The organism is Mesorhizobium sp. M1342, assembly GCF_040317955.1.
Taxonomy (GTDB): Bacteria; Pseudomonadota; Alphaproteobacteria; order Rhizobiales; family Rhizobiaceae; genus Mesorhizobium.
Window position 1 is genome coordinate 22,051 of the sequence record NZ_JAMYLI010000033.1, and the last position, 15,503, is coordinate 37,553.

15 protein-coding genes and 1 pseudogene are annotated in these 15,503 nt (G+C 63.8%); 8 read left to right on the forward strand and 8 right to left on the reverse strand.

What is annotated here, in order from left to right:
• Window positions 1-70: 70 nt before the first annotated feature.
• From NKH06_RS27095 to NKH06_RS27110, 4 genes are all read right to left on the reverse strand, one after another.
• Window positions 71-709, reverse strand: a complete 639-nt coding sequence (locus NKH06_RS27095; protein WP_023811719.1) for a TPM domain-containing protein — start codon at window positions 707-709, stop codon at window positions 71-73.
• Window positions 710-717: 8 nt separating this feature from the next.
• Window positions 718-1,599 carry a TPM domain-containing protein gene (locus NKH06_RS27100; RefSeq protein ID WP_352894678.1) on the reverse strand — a complete coding sequence of 294 codons (882 nt, stop codon included), beginning with the start codon at window positions 1,597-1,599 and terminating at the stop codon, window positions 718-720.
• 4 nt (window positions 1,600-1,603) lie between these two features.
• Window positions 1,604-2,419 (reverse strand): TPM domain-containing protein, encoded by an 816-nt coding sequence (locus NKH06_RS27105; RefSeq protein WP_352894679.1) that lies wholly within the window; start codon window positions 2,417-2,419, stop codon window positions 1,604-1,606.
• A gap of 200 nt (window positions 2,420-2,619) precedes the next feature.
• Window positions 2,620-3,258 (reverse strand): LemA family protein, encoded by a 639-nt coding sequence (locus tag NKH06_RS27110; protein ID WP_023811716.1) that lies wholly within the window; start codon window positions 3,256-3,258, stop codon window positions 2,620-2,622.
• 162 nt (window positions 3,259-3,420) lie between these two features.
• On the opposite strand from NKH06_RS27110, the gene NKH06_RS27115 reads away from it, so the two are divergent.
• From NKH06_RS27115 to NKH06_RS27140, 6 genes and pseudogenes are all read left to right on the forward strand, one after another.
• Window positions 3,421-3,672, forward strand: coding sequence for a hypothetical protein (locus tag NKH06_RS27115; RefSeq protein WP_352555505.1), 252 nt, complete (start codon window positions 3,421-3,423; stop codon window positions 3,670-3,672).
• Between the two features lie 13 nt (window positions 3,673-3,685).
• The gene (gene pdxY, locus NKH06_RS27120) at window positions 3,686-4,570 is read left to right on the forward strand and encodes a pyridoxal kinase PdxY (RefSeq protein ID WP_352894680.1); all 885 of its coding nucleotides are present in this window, start codon (window positions 3,686-3,688) and stop codon (window positions 4,568-4,570) included.
• 74 nt (window positions 4,571-4,644) lie between these two features.
• A pseudogene (locus NKH06_RS27125) lies at window positions 4,645-5,336 on the forward strand (DUF429 domain-containing protein).
• A 148-nt stretch (window positions 5,337-5,484) separates the two neighbouring features.
• Complete coding sequence (locus NKH06_RS27130; protein WP_023811712.1) at window positions 5,485-6,129, forward strand: carbonic anhydrase; 645 nt, start codon at window positions 5,485-5,487, stop codon at window positions 6,127-6,129.
• Complete coding sequence (locus NKH06_RS27135; RefSeq protein ID WP_352894681.1) at window positions 6,126-6,560, forward strand: nuclear transport factor 2 family protein; 435 nt, start codon at window positions 6,126-6,128, stop codon at window positions 6,558-6,560. Before NKH06_RS27130 ends, NKH06_RS27135 begins: the two co-directional genes overlap by 4 nt.
• A gap of 97 nt (window positions 6,561-6,657) precedes the next feature.
• Complete coding sequence (locus NKH06_RS27140; RefSeq protein ID WP_352894683.1) at window positions 6,658-8,712, forward strand: M3 family metallopeptidase; 2,055 nt, start codon at window positions 6,658-6,660, stop codon at window positions 8,710-8,712.
• Between the two features lie 160 nt (window positions 8,713-8,872).
• Here the strand turns inward: NKH06_RS27140 and NKH06_RS27145 are convergent, their stop codons facing one another.
• The 4 genes from NKH06_RS27145 to NKH06_RS27160 all read right to left on the reverse strand — a co-directional run bounded on the left by NKH06_RS27145 (window position 8,873) and on the right by NKH06_RS27160 (window position 13,439).
• Window positions 8,873-10,354: a M81 family metallopeptidase gene (locus NKH06_RS27145; protein ID WP_352894684.1), complete on the reverse strand. Its 1,482-nt coding sequence runs from the start codon at window positions 10,352-10,354 to the stop codon at window positions 8,873-8,875.
• A 24-nt stretch (window positions 10,355-10,378) separates the two neighbouring features.
• A complete protein-coding gene (locus NKH06_RS27150; protein WP_352442137.1) occupies window positions 10,379-11,203 on the reverse strand; it encodes a carbohydrate ABC transporter permease in 825 nt (274 codons plus the stop codon).
• A complete protein-coding gene (locus NKH06_RS27155; RefSeq protein ID WP_352442136.1) occupies window positions 11,200-12,069 on the reverse strand; it encodes a carbohydrate ABC transporter permease in 870 nt (289 codons plus the stop codon). Before NKH06_RS27155 ends, NKH06_RS27150 begins: the two co-directional genes overlap by 4 nt.
• Window positions 12,070-12,206: 137 nt before the next feature.
• Window positions 12,207-13,439, reverse strand: coding sequence for an ABC transporter substrate-binding protein (locus tag NKH06_RS27160; protein ID WP_352442135.1), 1,233 nt, complete (start codon window positions 13,437-13,439; stop codon window positions 12,207-12,209).
• Between the two features lie 181 nt (window positions 13,440-13,620).
• Here NKH06_RS27160 and NKH06_RS27165 point away from each other — a divergent pair, with 181 nt between their 5' ends.
• Both NKH06_RS27165 and NKH06_RS27170 read left to right on the forward strand, forming a co-directional pair.
• Entirely contained in the window at window positions 13,621-14,427 is an 807-nt protein-coding gene (locus tag NKH06_RS27165; protein ID WP_352442134.1) for an SDR family oxidoreductase, read from the forward strand.
• A gap of 2 nt (window positions 14,428-14,429) precedes the next feature.
• Complete coding sequence (locus NKH06_RS27170) at window positions 14,430-15,497, forward strand: ABC transporter ATP-binding protein (RefSeq protein ID WP_352442133.1); 1,068 nt, start codon at window positions 14,430-14,432, stop codon at window positions 15,495-15,497.
• The last annotated feature ends 6 nt before the right edge of the window (window positions 15,498-15,503 follow it).

Genomic DNA, 15,503 nt, shown 5'->3' on the forward strand with positions numbered 1-15,503 from the left:
GGCCCGCCGGCTGCTTTCTCACAGGCGGTCACCACCTAAGACAGGGCCCTCGAAGCTTCACTGGAAGGACTCAGATTTCGACCAAATGGTCGTCGAGTTCGTTGCTGTCGCCCACTGTGACCGGGAAATGCTCGGCCAGTACCGCACCCACCTGCTCGATCGCCTTGACGAAGCCGTCGGCAAGCCGGTCGTCGCCGGCATGCGCGGTAAGGTCGCGCACGACACCGTCCCAGACATGCTGGCCGACCTTGGCGTCGATGCCCGAATCGGCAACCACTTCGGCATAGCGTTCAGCGATCGAGACGAAGACCAGCACGCCGGTGCGCGCCGTGGTGCGGTGGACGTTGCGGGCAAGGAACTGCTTGACCGCGTTGGCGTGCGCCGCCTGGTAGCGCAGCCGCCTCGGCACCAGATGGATGCGCAGGCCTGGCAGCGCCCACAACAAGGCCAGCACGCAGGCAAGCGCCAGGAGCTGGGCGAGTACGAAATGCGGCAGCCGGATCGACAGCCACCAGGCCTCCAGACCGTAGCCGACCGCCAGGCTGACGATCAGCATGCACACGGTCGCCATGAAGGCGGCCGGGAAGAAATAGCCGTCGCTGGCATGGGCCACGACGCAGTAGATCTCGCCGTCGGTTTCCTCCTCGGCGCCGCGGATCGCGGTTGCGATGCGCTCATGATCCTGCGGGCTGATTGGTCGTGTTGCCATGATATGTCTCACCAGCTTCCTGAAGAACCGCCACCACCCGATGAGCCGCCGCCACCGGAAAACCCGCCACCGCCGCTTGACCCCGAAGACCAACCACCACCGGAGCTCCCCGACGACCAGCCGCCCGAAGACGAACCCGTTGTCCAGCCACTGCTGCCCGAGTACCCGCTCGGCCCACGGCCGTAACGAAACGTCATGCCCAGCCATCTGTACACGCCCGGCGACAGCTTCGTGCCGAACATCGGCGGCAGGAACGCCATCGCCAACCCGCCGAAAAACATGGTCGCCCACAGGATCAGGAACACGGCAACGATCGGATCGATGGACGTGCCGTCATCGGCGGTATTGCGCTTGCCTCGCGCTTCCAGTTCTTCGGGATTGCCCTTCAGTACCATGACCATGTCATCGACGGCTTTGCTGATACCGCCGGAGAAGTCCCCGGCGCGGAAGGCCGGCACCATGTCGTTTTCGATGATCAACTTGGTGTGCAGGTCGGTCAGCGTACCTTCCAGCCCATAACCGACCTCGATGCGCATCTTGCGGTCGTTCGGGGCAACCAGCAGGAGCACGCCATTGTTCTCGCCCGCCTGGCCAAGTTTCCAGAAGCGGAACAGGCGGTTGGCGTAGGGCTCGATCTCCTCGCCATCGAGGCTGGGGATCGTCGCGACGACGATCTGGTCGGAACCTTTTGTCTCGAAGTCGGCAAGCTTCCGCGTCAGCTTCGCCTTCGTCGCCGCGTCGATGATGCCGGCATTGTCGACGACACGGCCGGTCAGCGCCGGCAGGTCGGCCGCGTAGGACATGACGCAGGAGAACAGCACGACCGCGGCAATCAGGACAGCCGAGGCGAGGCGGTCGCGTTTCGACAGGCTGATGCTAGGTATCGTCATGCCATCACCAGCTTCCCGACGAGCCGCCGCCGCCGGACGAACCGCCGCCGCCGGAAAAGCCTCCACCGCTGCTTGACCCCGAAGACCAGCCGCCGCCGGAAGTCCCCGACGACCAGCCGCCACTGGAAGATCGCCGGCTTGGCTCGAAGGTCATGCCGAGCCAGCGGTAGCGGCCGGGACCGAGCTTCTGGCCGAAGATCGGCGGCAAGATGGAGACAGCAAGACTGCCGACCATAATGGTTATCCAGATGCCGATGAACACGGTGAAGAACAGGTCGCCGGACTCGAAGGGCGCCTGCTGGTTGCGCTTGCCGCGCGCCTCCAGCTCCTCCGGATTTCCTTCCAGCACCATGATCATGTCGTCTACGGCTTTGCTGATACCGCCGGAGAAGTCCCCGGCGCGGAAGGCCGGCACCATGTCGTTTTCGATGATCAGCTTGGTGTGCAGGTCGGTCAGCGTACCTTCCAGCCCATAACCGACCTCAATGCGCATCTTCCGGTCGTTCGGGGCAACCAGCAGCAGCACGCCGTTGTTTTCCTTCGCCTGGCCGAGTTTCCAGAATCGGAACAGCCGGTTGGCGTAGGGCTCGATCTCCTCGCCATCGAGGCTGGGAATCGTCGCGACGACGATCTGGTCGGAACCTTTTGTCTCGAAGTCGGCAAGCTTCCGCGTCAGCGCCGCCTTGGTCGCGGCATCGATGACGTCGGCATTGTCGACGACGCGGCCGGTCAGGGCGGGGAGATCGGCGGCGATGGCGAGTGGCAGGAAGAGGAAGCTGAGAATGACAGCCAAGAATGTCAGGCTGGCGTTTCTTGGCACCCCCCTCTGTCCTGCCGGACATCTCCCCCGCAAGGGGGGAGATTGGCTGTCATCACTGACGGCTCTTTTCCTGTGATGTTGAAAATTGGCCAATCCGCCAAAGCAGCCGATCTCCCCCCTTGCGGGGGAGATGTCCGGCAGGACAGAGGGGGGTGTGAAGGAACACAAGGTCGACAATGACCAAGCTCACCATGCGTCCTTCATCCGCCCTGCTTGGTGCCGAAATCGACCTTCGGCGGCTGCATCTTGTCTTCGGCGACGGTGAAATTGGCGAAGGGCTCGTTGCCGCGGAACCAGAAGGTCGCCCACAGCACCGAGGGGAAGGTCCTCAGCGTCAGATTGTAGTCCCTGACCGCTTGGATGTAGTCGCGCCGCGACACCGCGATGCGGTTCTCGGTGCCTTCGAGCTGGGCTTGCAGCGCCAGGAAATTCTGATTGGCCTTGAGGTCGGGATAGGCCTCCGAGACCGCGATCAGCCGCGACAGCGCGCTGGTCAGCCCCGCCTGGGCATCCTGAAACTTCTTGAGGGCTTCGGGATCCTTCAGCGTTTCCGGTGTTACCGTGATCTGCGTTGCCTTGGCGCGTGCCTCGACCACCGCGTCGAGCGTATCCTTTTCGTGCGAGGCATAACCCTTCACCGTCTCGACCAGGTTGGGGATGAGGTCGGCGCGGCGCTGATACTGGTTCAGCACCTCGCTCCATGCCGCCCTGGCGTTTTCTTCCGCTGTGGGGATGGTGTTGTAGCCGCAGCCGGCAAGCAGCGGCAGCACGATCGCCATCATCAGGAAGGCGGGCAGCGTGCGGAACGTGGACGGCGAGGCAAGGCGCTGGGCAAACATGATGGGGTCCCTCGGTAGAAGTTGCACGCGAAGCATTACCACAATCAGCGCGCAAGAAAACCGCCCGGGCCGGCAGCCCTCGCCTGGCATGCCCAATGCCGCTGCAAGGCTCTGTGATTGGCCGTACGAACGCGATAAGGTCCTGCAAAACGGGACATCATCATGGCGGAGCGCCAGGACAGCGAGAAGGAATCGCGCCGTATCCTCGAGCGCATCGCGCACGAGACGAATCCGGCGGGCGACTCGTTTGCGGGGCGGGCCGCGAAAGGCATGCACGATCACGTCACCGCGGCCGATGCTGATCGCGCCGATCCGATCGAAGTCTGGGGCACCCGCTTTGGCCGCACGCTCGGCCTGCTGCTGGCGCTGGGCCTGATGGTCTGGCTCGTGCTTTACGTCATCCGGGGCAGTTAGGAATCAAACGACAATGAGCGCCGAACAAACCGACGCGCCGCGTGCGGTCATCGTCATTTCCAGCCATGTCGCGCGCGGCTCGGTCGGCAACCGGGCCGCCGTCTTTGCGCTGGAGACCCTGGGTTTCCCGGTCTGGGCGGTGCCGACCGTCATCCTGCCCTGGCATCCCGGCCATGGACGGGCAACGCGGATCGTACCGCCGCTCGACCAGTTCAAGACGCTGATGGCCGATCTCGAGCGGGCGCCATGGCTGGGTGAAGTCGGCGCCGTGTTGTCCGGCTATCTCGGCGAGGCCGGCCAGGCCGAGGCCGTCGCCTCGCTGGTCGCCGCAGTCAAGGCAAGGACACCCGGCGCCGTCTATATCTGCGATCCGGTGATGGGTGATTCGGGCGGCCTCTACGTGCCCGAGCCCACCGCCATCGCCATGCGCGACCAGCTGATGCCGATCGCCGACATAGCCACCCCCAACCGCTACGAACTGGAATGGATGGCCGGCGCCGCGTTGCCAGACCTGAAATCGGTGATCGCGGCCGCACTCCACGCCGAGCCATCGACCATGCTGGTCACTTCTGCGCCGTCGATGATGATGGGCGGCACCGGCAATCTGCTGCTCGATAGCAGCCAGGCGCTGCTCGCCGAACATCGCCTGATCGACAAGCCGCCGAATGGCCTGGGCGATCTGACGGCGGCCGTCTATCTGGCACGTATCCTGTCCGGCCAGCCGCCGATCAAGGCGCTGCAATCGACGACGGCGGCGGTCTACGAGATCCTGGCGCGCACCGCCAAGCGCGGCGGCGACGAACTGCAGCTCGAAACCGATGCGCAGAGCCTGTCGCATCCGATGGCGATGGTCCAGCTTCGCCACCTCACGCATCCGGGGCGGGGCCGCCGGGCGTGACGTCGACTGAGGCCGTGCTTGTCGGCGTCGACGGCTGCAAGGCCGGCTGGATCGCCGTCCGGCGCGCTTCTGGCATGGCACCGTCGGTCGGTGTCTTTGCAACCTTCACTACCCTGCTCGCATCGCTTCCCACAGATACTGTCATCGCTGTCGACATGCCGATCGGCCTGCCCGACTTTTCGGGCAAGGGCGGTCGCGGCCCCGAGCGCTGGTGCGGCCGCTGCTCGGGGCACGCCAATCCAGCGTCTTCTCGATCCCCTCCCGTGCAGCGCTCTATGCCGATACCGGCGACTTCACCACCATTGAAGCCTGGTATGCCGCTCACATCCGCGCAAGCGAGGTGGCCATGGCCACATCCGACCCGCCGCGTGGCGTCTCGATCCAGGCCTTCGGCATTTTTGCCAAGATTCGCGAGATCGACGCCCTGCTGATCGCGCGACCCGATTTGCGCGGCCGCGTCTACGAATCACATCCGGAAGTCGCTTTCTGCCGCTTGAACGGCGATCAGGCCATGCAACTGCCGAAGAAGATCAAGGGCAGCATCAATCCGGCCGGCATGACGGAACGCAAGGCTCTGCTTTGCCGGCATGGCTATGAGACGGGCTTTCTCGACCAGCCGCCACCGCGCGGCGCAGCCGCCGATGATTTCCTCGACGCGGCCGCAATGATGCTGATCGCCGGTCGCATCGCCAGCGGTGAGGCACGGCCGCTGCCCGACCCGCCGGGCCGCGACAGCTTTGGCATTCCTGTCGCCATCTGGGCGTAACGCTGTTGGCCAAGGTTGCGCTCGATGCATGGCATTTCTAGCCAGCCCTCATAATTCTGCATTGCTCGCGACCGGCTTTTGCCGCTAGAGCCTCTCTAGACCGCAACGAGCTGCCGCATCCAACCCGGAAAGGCTCCAGACGCCGCCCATGTCCCATCTCCCTGAACATCTTCTCGCCGGCTACCGCAATTTCATGAATGGCCGCTATCTCACAGAGAGCGGGCGCTATCGCGATCTCGCTCGGGAAGGCCAGGCGCCGGAGACGATGATCGTCGCCTGCTGCGATTCGCGTTCGGCGCCCGAGGCGATCTTCGACGCCGGGCCCGGCGAACTCTTCGTGCTGCGCAATGTCGGCAATCTGGTGCCGCCCTATGCTCCCGACGGCGAGTTCCATTCGACCTCGGCGGCGCTTGAATTCGCCGTGCAGAGCCTCAAGGTCAAGAACATCGTCGTCATGGGCCATGGCCGCTGCGGCGGCATCCGTGCAGCGCTCGACACCAATTCAGCGCCGCTTTCGCCGGGCGACTTCATCGGCAAGTGGATGAGCCTGATCGCGCCGGCGGCCGAAACCGTCTCCTCCAGCACCTTCATGACCGCGTCGGAGCGCCAGACCGCGCTGGAGCGCATCTCGATCCGCTATTCCATCGCCAATCTCCGGACCTTTCCCTGCGTCTCGATTCTCGAGGGCAAGGGGCGACTGTCGCTGCATGGGGCCTGGTTCGATATCTCGACCGGCGAACTCTGGACGATGAACAAGGAGACCGGCGATTTCGAACGGCCGGAGCTGGGATGAACACAGCGGCGCGCAAGGTGGTGAACATCCGGTCGATCGTCTTGACGGCGGCCGCGCTGCTGATCGCGATTATTGCCGCCCGCGCCGATGATCGTGCCCTCATCAGCCGCTGGTATTCGGCGCTGCTGGTCGCCGACCGCACCGAACTGTCCGACCTGCTCGCCGACGATGTCCACATCAAGCTGGACGACCTCGGCATCGTGCAAAGCAAGCAGGAATTCATCGCTTCGATAGACGAGTGGAAAGGTGCGGTTGCCGGTGCGGCAATCCGGCACAGGGTCGAGAAAAGCGAAGGCGGCGTCACCACAGTGGTCGCCTGCTACGATTTCCCCAACAACGACATGCTGATGCACGAAACCTTCGCGGTAAGCGACAACCGCATCACCGCCAGTTCGCAAGCCACGATCGCCGAGAACTGCGACGGCTTCTGAGGCCGATATCGGCCAAATCCGCATATTGCGGGCCCGCCAGCCGCGCCCTACATCGGGTACCACCCACCTGCCTGCCCTCACCAGCGAAAGACTGTCCATGCCTTCCACGAAAGCCGTCGACCTCGCCGCCCATCCGCTGACCGCGTGGCAAGGGCCGCTCGGCCTGCCCGATTTCACGCGCATTGGCGACGGCGACTTCTCCCCGGTCTTCGACGCGGCGCTGAAGGCGCACGAGGCCGAGATCGAGGCGATCGCCGGCTGCAAGGATGCGCCGACCATCGAGAACACGCTTGCCGCGCTGGAACTCGGCGGCGAAGCGCTCGACCGCGTCTCGTCGATCTTCTGGTGCCGCGCCGGCGCCTACACCAACGAGACGATCCAGGCGCTGGAGCGCGACATCTCGCCGAAAATGTCCAGGCATTTCTCGGCGATTTCGATGAATGAGCGGCTGTTTGCCCGCATCGACGATCTCTACCAGCGCCGCGAGAGCCTGAAGCTCGACGCAGAGACCCTGCGGGTGCTGGAAAAGACCTGGAAGGGCTTCGTCCGTTCCGGCGCCAAGCTCGACGCCGACGGCAAGAAACGGCTGGCACGCATCAGCGAGGAATTGTCCTCGCTCGGCACGGCTTTCGGCCAGAATGTGCTGGCCGACGAGCGCGACTGGGCGCTGTTCCTCGATGACGCCGACCTTGCCGGCCTGCCGGATTTCGTGAAAAGCTCCATGGCCGAGGCCGCCGAAATGCGTGGCCAGAAGGGCCGCTATGCCGTCACTCTGTCGCGCTCGATTTATGAGCCGTTCTCGACCTTCTCCGAACGCCGCGACCTGCGCGAGATCGCCTTCCGCGCCTTCACCATGCGCGGCCAGAATGGCGGCACCACCGACAACACGAACGTGGTGCGCGACATGCTGCGCCTGCGGGCCGAAAAGGCAAAGCTGCTCGGCTATGCCTCCTTCGCCGCGCTGAAGCTCGATGACACCATGGCCAAGACGCCGAAGGCGGTACACGCGCTGCTCGATCCGGTGTGGGAGAAGGCGCTGGAGAAGGCAGCAAGCGACCAGATCGAATTGCAACGGTTGGCGACGGAGGCCGGCAGCAACGAAAAATTCGCTGCCTGGGACTGGCGTTTCTACCAGGAGAAACTGCGCGCGGAAAAATTCGCCTTCGACGAGGCGGAACTGAAGCCCTATTTGCAGCTCGACCGCATCATCGACGCTTGCTTCGATGTGGCGACACGGTTGTTCGGCATCACCTTCGAAGAGAAAAAGGGGATCGCGGCCTGGCATCCGGATGCCCGCGTCTTCGTGGTGAAGAATGCCGATGGCAGCGAGCGCGGCCTGTTCCTGGCCGACTATTTCGCCCGGCCGTCAAAGCGCTCTGGCGCCTGGATGAGCGCGTTGCAATCCGGCTACAGGCTCGGCCACGGTGCGAGCCCGGTCATCTACAACATCATGAACTTCGCCAAGCCGCCGGCCGGCGAGCCGGCGCTGCTGTCGGTGGACGAGGCGAAAACGCTGTTCCACGAATTCGGTCATGCTCTGCACGGCATGCTGACCGACGTCACCTGGCCCTCGGTTTCGGGCACCTCCGTCAGCCGCGATTTCGTCGAACTGCCCTCGCAGCTCTACGAACATTGGCTGACCGTGCCGGCGGTGCTGGAAAAGCACGCGCTGCATGTGAAGACCGGCAAGCCGATGCCCAAGGCGCTGCTCGACAAGATGCTGGCCGCGCGCACGTTTGGCGCCGGCTTCGCAACGGTAGAATTCACCGCCTCCGCCTTGATGGACATGGCCTACCATGCACGGCCTGATGCCCCGCAGGAGCCACTTCGTTTCGAGGCCGAAACGCTTGCGAAGCTTGACATGCCGGATACCATCGCGATGCGCCATCGCACCCCGCATTTCGGCCACGTCTTCTCCGGCGAAGGCTATTCGGCCGGCTATTATTCCTACATGTGGTCGGAAGTGCTCGATGCCGACGCTTTCGCCGCCTTCGAGGAGACCGGCGACCCCTTCAACCCGGCGCTCGCCGAACGGCTGCGCAAGAACATCTACGCCGCCGGTGGTTCGAAGGATCCGGAGGAGCTTTACACGGCGTTTCGCGGCAAGATGCCGTCGCCGGAAGCGATGATGGTCAAGCGCGGGCTGGTATAGCACCGAATAATCTCCCCCCTCGAGGGGGAGATGGCCGCGAAGCGGCCAGAGGGGGTCGGTCCGACCGGGCTCGACCTCCCGCGGCAGAAGAAGGTTGGCGCTTCACGCGCGACGACCCCCTCTGTCGCCTTCGGCGACATCTCCCCCGCAAGGGGGGAGATTACCCAGCCACCTTCCACGGATCCGCAATCCTTGGCCACACCGGCCGCGTCAGCTTCTTGTAATCGGTCACCGCCGGATTGCTGGGATATGAACTTGGCGCCGAGACATAGATGATCTCGGCGGCGATCGGCTCGAAGCCGGCGTAGAAATGGTTGGTCGACTTGATCAGCAGCACGTCCTTGGCCAGCGGATCGACGCCGATGTTGGAAAAGATATCCGGCTCGAAGGTCTGCGTGCGATTGGTGTTGAGGATGATGTCTACCTCGGTGCCTTCGAGGCGGACCAGCGCCGTCGGCCCGAGCGTCACCCGGCTTGGCCCGAAACTCTGCCAACCCTCCGGAACCGCCTTCAGCACGCGCACGCGCGCGTCGATCGGCTCGCCGGCCTGCGGCCCGGCCTTGCCGCCGAAGCGCAGGTTGATGACCGCGCCCTCGCCGGCCGCCAGGCAGAAGGTGACGGCGATCGGATCCCAGATCGTCGCCACGCCGAATTTGTCCAGGCTACGCGCCAGCATCTGGCGCAGCACGAAGGTGCCGTCGCCGGGCACACCGCCGCCGGGATTGTCCCAGATATCGGCGATGACCACCGGCTTGCCCGGATTCTCGGCGCGCACGGCCAGCGCCCGATCGATGCCGTCGGCGGCGCTCAGCATCGTCATCGCCGTCTTTTCGCGCAGCGCGTAGAGTTCCCGCCCGAGCCGTTCCGCCAGCGCGTCGCCCTTGGCCTTGTCATTGTCGGTGACGACCAGGATGCGCGTGCCCATCTCGGCCACGTCGGCCGCCATGAAGCCGTGGATGACGGAGACCGACAGCACGCCGTCCTTGCCGTGCAGCGCCTTGATCCGGTCGACGAAAGAGCGCATCGGCTCGCGGCTGGTCGGCAGGACCTGGATCATGCGGCAATCGAAGGTCGAGATGACCGGCTTGATCTCGCCCCTCGCCGCCGCAAGCCCAAGCTCGACGACGTGTTCGCCGCGCTCATAGAAATCGGTGTGCGGAAATTCGAGGAAGTAGGCGAGGATGTCGGAGGCCGCCACGCGCTTCGGTGTCAGATGGCTGTGCGGATCGAGTTCCACGGCGATCACCACCTCCGGCCCGACCATTGCGCGAACCCGTTCGAGCAGGTCGCCTTCGCAGTCGTCATAGCCTTGCGCCACCATGGCGCCATGCAGGCCGAGGATGACGGCATCGACCGGCAACGCTGCCTTGAGCTGGCCAAGGATCTCGTCGCGCAGCACCTCATAGGTCTGCCGCTGCACCAGCCCGCCCGGCTCCGCCCAGGTGGCGGTGCCCTCGATGACATCGAGGCCTTCGGCTACAGCGCGCCGGCGCAGGACAACCATCGGCGAGGAGCACAGCGTCGGTGTTTCCGGATGTTTGCCGGGCCCGGCATAGAAGGCCATCTCGAACGAGGCCCTATCGGTCGGCACCGGCGAGAAGGTGTTGGTTTCCGTCGCCAGCGAGGCGGTGAAAATACGCATGAAAGCTCCGTCCGTGAATAGGCGCTATTTGACCGCCCCGAGTGCCAGCCCGCGAACGAGGTAGCGCTGCAGCCAGATGAACAGGATGGCCACCGGCAAGGTCGCCAGCAGCGTCGCGGCCATGACGTGATGCCATTCGATGGTGTAGCGGCCGGCGACCAGCGAGAACACCTGGATCGGCAGCGTGTAGCTTTCCTGGCTGCGCAGCATGGTGAGCGCCACGACGAATTCGTTCCAGGCGTTGATGAAGGTGAAGATCGCGGTCACCGCGATCGCCGGCAGGCACAGCGGCAGGAACACCTTGCGCAAGGTCAGCCAGCGACCGGCGCCTTCCATCCAAGCGGCTTCCTCGAGATCGCGCGGGATGGTGTCGAAATAGCTCTGCAGCATCCACACCGTGAAGGCGACGTTGAAGGCCATGTAGATGAAGCCGAGCGCCGTCGTGCTTTCGACCAGGCCCCAGGCGGCCATCAGCCGGAACAGGCCGAGCACCAGCACTATCGGCGAGATCATCTGCGAAATCAGCAGGAACTGACGCAAGGCGCCGTAGCCGGCAAAGCGGAAGCGCGACATTGCGTAGGCCGCCGGAACCGAGATCAGGATGGCGCCGACGGTGGCGATCACAGACACGTAGAGCGAATTGAGCAACGCCTGGCCAAAGCCGGTCGCCACCCACATGTCGGAGAAATTCGACCAGCGGAATTCGCTCGGCCACCAGGTCGGCGACAGCACTTCCGGCCTCGGCTTGACCGCGGTCAGGAACATCACGGCGAAGGGAAAGAGCGTCACCACGATCAGCGGCGCCAGCAGCAGCCACGCGATGACGGAACGCTTGAGCTTGCTCGTCATGCGCGTTGCTCCCGCATCGCCAGCCGCACATAGATCATGGTGAAGACCAGCAAAATGGCGAACATCACCAGCGACACCGCCGATGCCTCGCCGAGCTTGCCGATGCGGAAGGCCAGCTTGTAGAGATGGGTGACCAGGATATCGGTCGAATTGGCCGGCCCGCCTTGCGTCATCACCCAGATGATCGGGAAGGAATTGAAGACATAGATGGTGTTGAGCACGATGGCGATGTTGATGAACGGTTTCAGGAGCGGAAAGGTGATTTCGCGGAACTGCTGCAGCGGCGTCGCCCCTTCGAGCGCCGCCGCCTCGTAGAGATCGTCCGGAATCGACGACAGCCCGCCGAGAAAGATCGTCGTCGTGAACGGCACCGTCACCAGGATGCCTATCAGCACCTGCATCGGGAAAGCGGTCTCGGCACTCGCCAGCCACTGGATGTTGTGGTCGATGAGACCGAGGCCGATCAGCGCGGAATTCAGCATGCCGCTTTCGCCGCTCAGCGCCCAGCGCCAGACCACCGCGGTCATGGTCAGCGACACCGCCCAGGGCAGCATGATGATGACGCGGGCGATGCCGCGGCCATAGAAATCGGTGTTGAGGATCATCGCCACCGGGATCGACAAGAGAAGCGCACCGCCGACCACCATCACCGTCCATTGGCCGGTGCGCCAGAGCGCGGCCGTGAAATCGGGATCGGCAGCGAGTGCCGCGAAATTGGCGAAGTCGTTGAAGTCGCGAAGCTGGCCGAAGCGGCTGACCTCATGCGTCGAGATCTGGATCAGGTCCCAGACCGGCCAGAAGATGACCACCGCCGCCAGAAACAGGCTGGGCAAGGTCAGGAGATAGGGCAAGAAACGATTTTGCATCTGCTGGCCTGCAACCTCGGTGCGCTGGATCAGAAGGTCTGCTTATGCGAATTTCGGATCCGCCGCACCGGGCCGGGAACCAAGGGGTGGCGCGCCCCGCCTGAGTGGAGCGCGCCACGGGCGCAGGGAGATACGCCCTATTTCTTCAGCACGGTGTTGGCCTTGGCGGCTGCGTCCTTCAAGCCCGCCTCGGGGTCGCCGCCGAGATAGATCTTCTGCATGGCGTCCGACGTGATCTGGGCGACTTCTTCCCAGCCCGGAATGACCGGCGCGAAGCGGGCGTCGGGCAGGAGTGCGGTGAACGCTGCCAGATCGGCATTGTTGACGTAGTAGTCCATCTTGGCCTCTTCCTTGTTCACCGGCAGGAAGCCCTCGCCTTGCGTGAACTTGGCGCGCTGCTCCGTGGTGAACAGGAAATCGAGCAGCTTCCAGGCTTCGTCCTTGTTCTTGGAGTTCTTAAACATGATGATGGAATCGGTCACGCCATAAGTGCCGCGCGCGCCGGTCGGTCCGGCGGGAATGGCCGCCACGCCGTATTTCAGGTTCGGCGCCTCGTCCTTGATCTGGTTGGACAGGAACGGTGCGGTGATCATCATTCCGACCTTGCCCTGCTTGAACAGGTTCTGCACGTCCTCGCGGTTGTTGGAGGTGACGCCGGGTTCGGTCAGGCCTTCGTCGATCATCGACTTGTAGAGCTTGGCGGCTTCAAGCGCACCTGGCGTGCTCAGGCCCGAAGTGCCGTCCTTGTTGAGGATCTCGGTACCCTGCGACCACATCGCATAATAGTAATAGACGTCGGTCTCGATCTCCTTGCCCTGCAGGCCGAAGCCGAACGTGCCGGCCCCCAACGCCTTGATCTTGCGCGCATCGTCCTGCAGCTCGGTCCAGGTTGCCGGCGGCTTGGCGATGTCGGCTTTCTCGAACAGCTCCTTGTTGTAGTACATGGCGCGCGCCGAGGCCGCGATCGGCAGGCCGTAGGTCTTGCCGTCCATGATCGAGGGCGACAGGAAGGTATCGATGAAGCGGTCCTTGAAGTCGGGTTTGATGTAGCCGTCGAGCGGCTCGGCGACATCCTGCTGGACGAAGTCGATCAGCCAGCGCGTGCCGATGATCGACAGATCGGCATTGGTGCCGGCGGTGATGTCGGTGGTCAGCTTCTGCAGCAGCACATCCCACGGCACCACTTCGAACTTGACGGTGATGCCGGGGTTCGCCGCCTCGAATTCCTTCTTGACGTCGGCGAAATAGGGAGCAGTCTTGGCGCTGTACTCGGCCACGGTGACCCGCACCTCGCCCGCATCCGCCTGCGCCGCAATTGCCAGCGTGCTCATTCCGGCCATCAGGCCGACAGTCCATTTTGCAAGGCTCATTTGATCTCTCCCATTTTGATTTTGCGCCTGCGCGCCTCTTCGTTGCCGGAGCAGAAGATTATGTGACTTTCCTACATTATCGATGATTTGAAGGCTTGCAAGCGGATTATTTTGTTGCTTAATTACATTTACGGGCCTAGGCCTTGCACGGTCTGTCAGAACTCCCGGAGGATGACGCACGGTGGTTTCGCAATCCGAGTTCGAAGGCAGGGCCAAGTTCGAAGGCAGGACCGAGTTCGAGGGCAAGACTGTCGTGGTGACGGGTGCTGGCGGCGGCCTCGGCACGGCGATCGTGGCGCTGATGGCGCAAAGGGGCGCCAGGGTCATAGGCTGCGACCAGTCGAGCGAGGCGTTGAAGAGCCCGCATTTTGCCTCCCGCCACGTCTTCGATCTTCTCGACAAGGCGTCGATAACCACGGCGATCGCTGCGATCCTCGACCGCGATGGCGTGCCCGACATTCTCATCAACAATGCCGGCTGGACACGCGCAGAGACGATTTCGGCGCTCGATCCCAACAGAATAGAGCAGGAACTCGACCTCAACCTGACCGGCGTGATGAACTTCGCCGACCCGCTGGTCAAGGCGATGGCCGGCCGCGGCTCCGGCAGTGTCGTCTTCATCTCGTCGGTCAATGCCATCGCGCATTTCGGCAATCCCGCCTATGCCGCGGCCAAGGCCGGCATCAACGCTTACGCCAAGGCGATCGCCGTCGAACTCGGCCGCAGCGGCCTGCGCGCCAATGTCGTCTGCCCCGGATCGATCCGCACCGCCGCCTGGGACCACCGCCTTGCCAAGGATCCCGAAATCCTCGGCAAGCTGCAGCGGCTCTATCCGCTCGGCCGCATCGTCAACGCTTCGGAAGTCGCGGAAGCCGTCGCTTTCCTTGCGTCCGATCGCGCATCGGGAATAACAGGCGTGGTGATGCCCGTGGACGCGGGGCTGACCGCCGGTTGCCTGCCATTCATCGACGACATTCTGGGAGCGTGACCATGACCGACGTCGAATTTCGCGACCTGTCGAAATCCTTCGGGCAGCACAAGATCCTCGAGAACATCAGCCTCGATATCAAGAGCGGCGAGTTCGTCGTCCTGGTCGGCCCGTCCGGCTGCGGCAAGTCGACCTTGCTGCGCATGCTGGCCGGCCTGGAGACGATCACCTCCGGCGACCTGTTGATCGGCGGCGTGCGCGCCAACGCGCTGCCGCCGCAGCAGCGCAACATCGCCATGGTGTTCCAGTCCTATGCACTGTTTCCGCATCTGAAGGCATCTGACAATATCGGCTTTGGCCCGAAGATACGCGGTGAGACGCGCACGGTGGTCGACGAGAAGGTCAAGAAGGCGTCCGGCGTCCTTAATCTCTTCTCCTATCTCGACCGCTATCCCCGCCAGCTGTCGGGCGGCCAGCGCCAGCGCGTCGCCATGGGCCGCGCCATCGTACGCGAACCGTCTGTGTTCCTGTTCGACGAGCCGCTGTCCAACCTCGACGCACAATTGCGCGTGCAGATGCGCGTCGAGATCAAGGCGCTGCACCAGCGGCTGAAATCGACGATCGTCTACGTCACCCACGACCAGATCGAGGCCATGACGATGGCCGACCGCATCGTCGTGATGGACCGCGGCAGGATCCAGCAGGTGGGGGCGCCGCTGGAGCTCTATGACAGGCCGGCCAACAAGTTCGTGGCTAGTTTCCTCGGCTCCCCGTCGATGAGCTTTGTGTCCGGTTCGCTCAAGGCGGCAGCTCAGAAAACCTGGTTCGAATCGGCCGGTGGCGGGCGGCTTGCGCTTGCCGGCAAACAGGTGCCGGCGGACAGCGCGGTGGAGGCTGGCATCCGGCCCGAGCATTTTGTCATCGGCGAGGCTGTCGACGCGATGGCGATCAGGGTGGATGTCGTCGAGCCCACCGGCTCCGAAACCCATGTCTACGGCGCTATCGGTGCTGATACGGTACGTGCCGTGTTCCGTGACAGGGTGCCGGTCAGGCCGGGAGACCTGCTCCCGGTCTCGGTCGATCCCGGCAACATCCATCTGTTCGACAAGGCGACGGGGCTGCCTCTATGAAAATAG

Coding starts and splice junctions, on each gene's coding strand:
- NKH06_RS27160 (WP_352442135.1), bottom strand. CDS start 13,439: ATGAGCCTTGCAAAATGGACTGTCGGCCTGATGGCCGGAATGAGCACG.
- NKH06_RS27140 (WP_352894683.1), top strand. CDS start 6,658: ATGCCTTCCACGAAAGCCGTCGACCTCGCCGCCCATCCGCTGACCGCG.
- NKH06_RS27100 (WP_352894678.1), bottom strand. CDS start 1,599: ATGACGATACCTAGCATCAGCCTGTCGAAACGCGACCGCCTCGCCTCG.
- pdxY (WP_352894680.1), top strand. CDS start 3,686: ATGAGCGCCGAACAAACCGACGCGCCGCGTGCGGTCATCGTCATTTCC.
- NKH06_RS27150 (WP_352442137.1), bottom strand. CDS start 11,203: ATGACGAGCAAGCTCAAGCGTTCCGTCATCGCGTGGCTGCTGCTGGCG.
- NKH06_RS27145 (WP_352894684.1), bottom strand. CDS start 10,354: ATGCGTATTTTCACCGCCTCGCTGGCGACGGAAACCAACACCTTCTCG.
- NKH06_RS27115 (WP_352555505.1), top strand. CDS start 3,421: ATGGCGGAGCGCCAGGACAGCGAGAAGGAATCGCGCCGTATCCTCGAG.
- NKH06_RS27135 (WP_352894681.1), top strand. CDS start 6,126: ATGAACACAGCGGCGCGCAAGGTGGTGAACATCCGGTCGATCGTCTTG.
- NKH06_RS27110 (WP_023811716.1), bottom strand. CDS start 3,258: ATGTTTGCCCAGCGCCTTGCCTCGCCGTCCACGTTCCGCACGCTGCCC.
- NKH06_RS27130 (WP_023811712.1), top strand. CDS start 5,485: ATGTCCCATCTCCCTGAACATCTTCTCGCCGGCTACCGCAATTTCATG.
- NKH06_RS27170 (WP_352442133.1), top strand. CDS start 14,430: ATGACCGACGTCGAATTTCGCGACCTGTCGAAATCCTTCGGGCAGCAC.
- NKH06_RS27155 (WP_352442136.1), bottom strand. CDS start 12,069: ATGCAAAATCGTTTCTTGCCCTATCTCCTGACCTTGCCCAGCCTGTTT.
- NKH06_RS27095 (WP_023811719.1), bottom strand. CDS start 709: ATGGCAACACGACCAATCAGCCCGCAGGATCATGAGCGCATCGCAACC.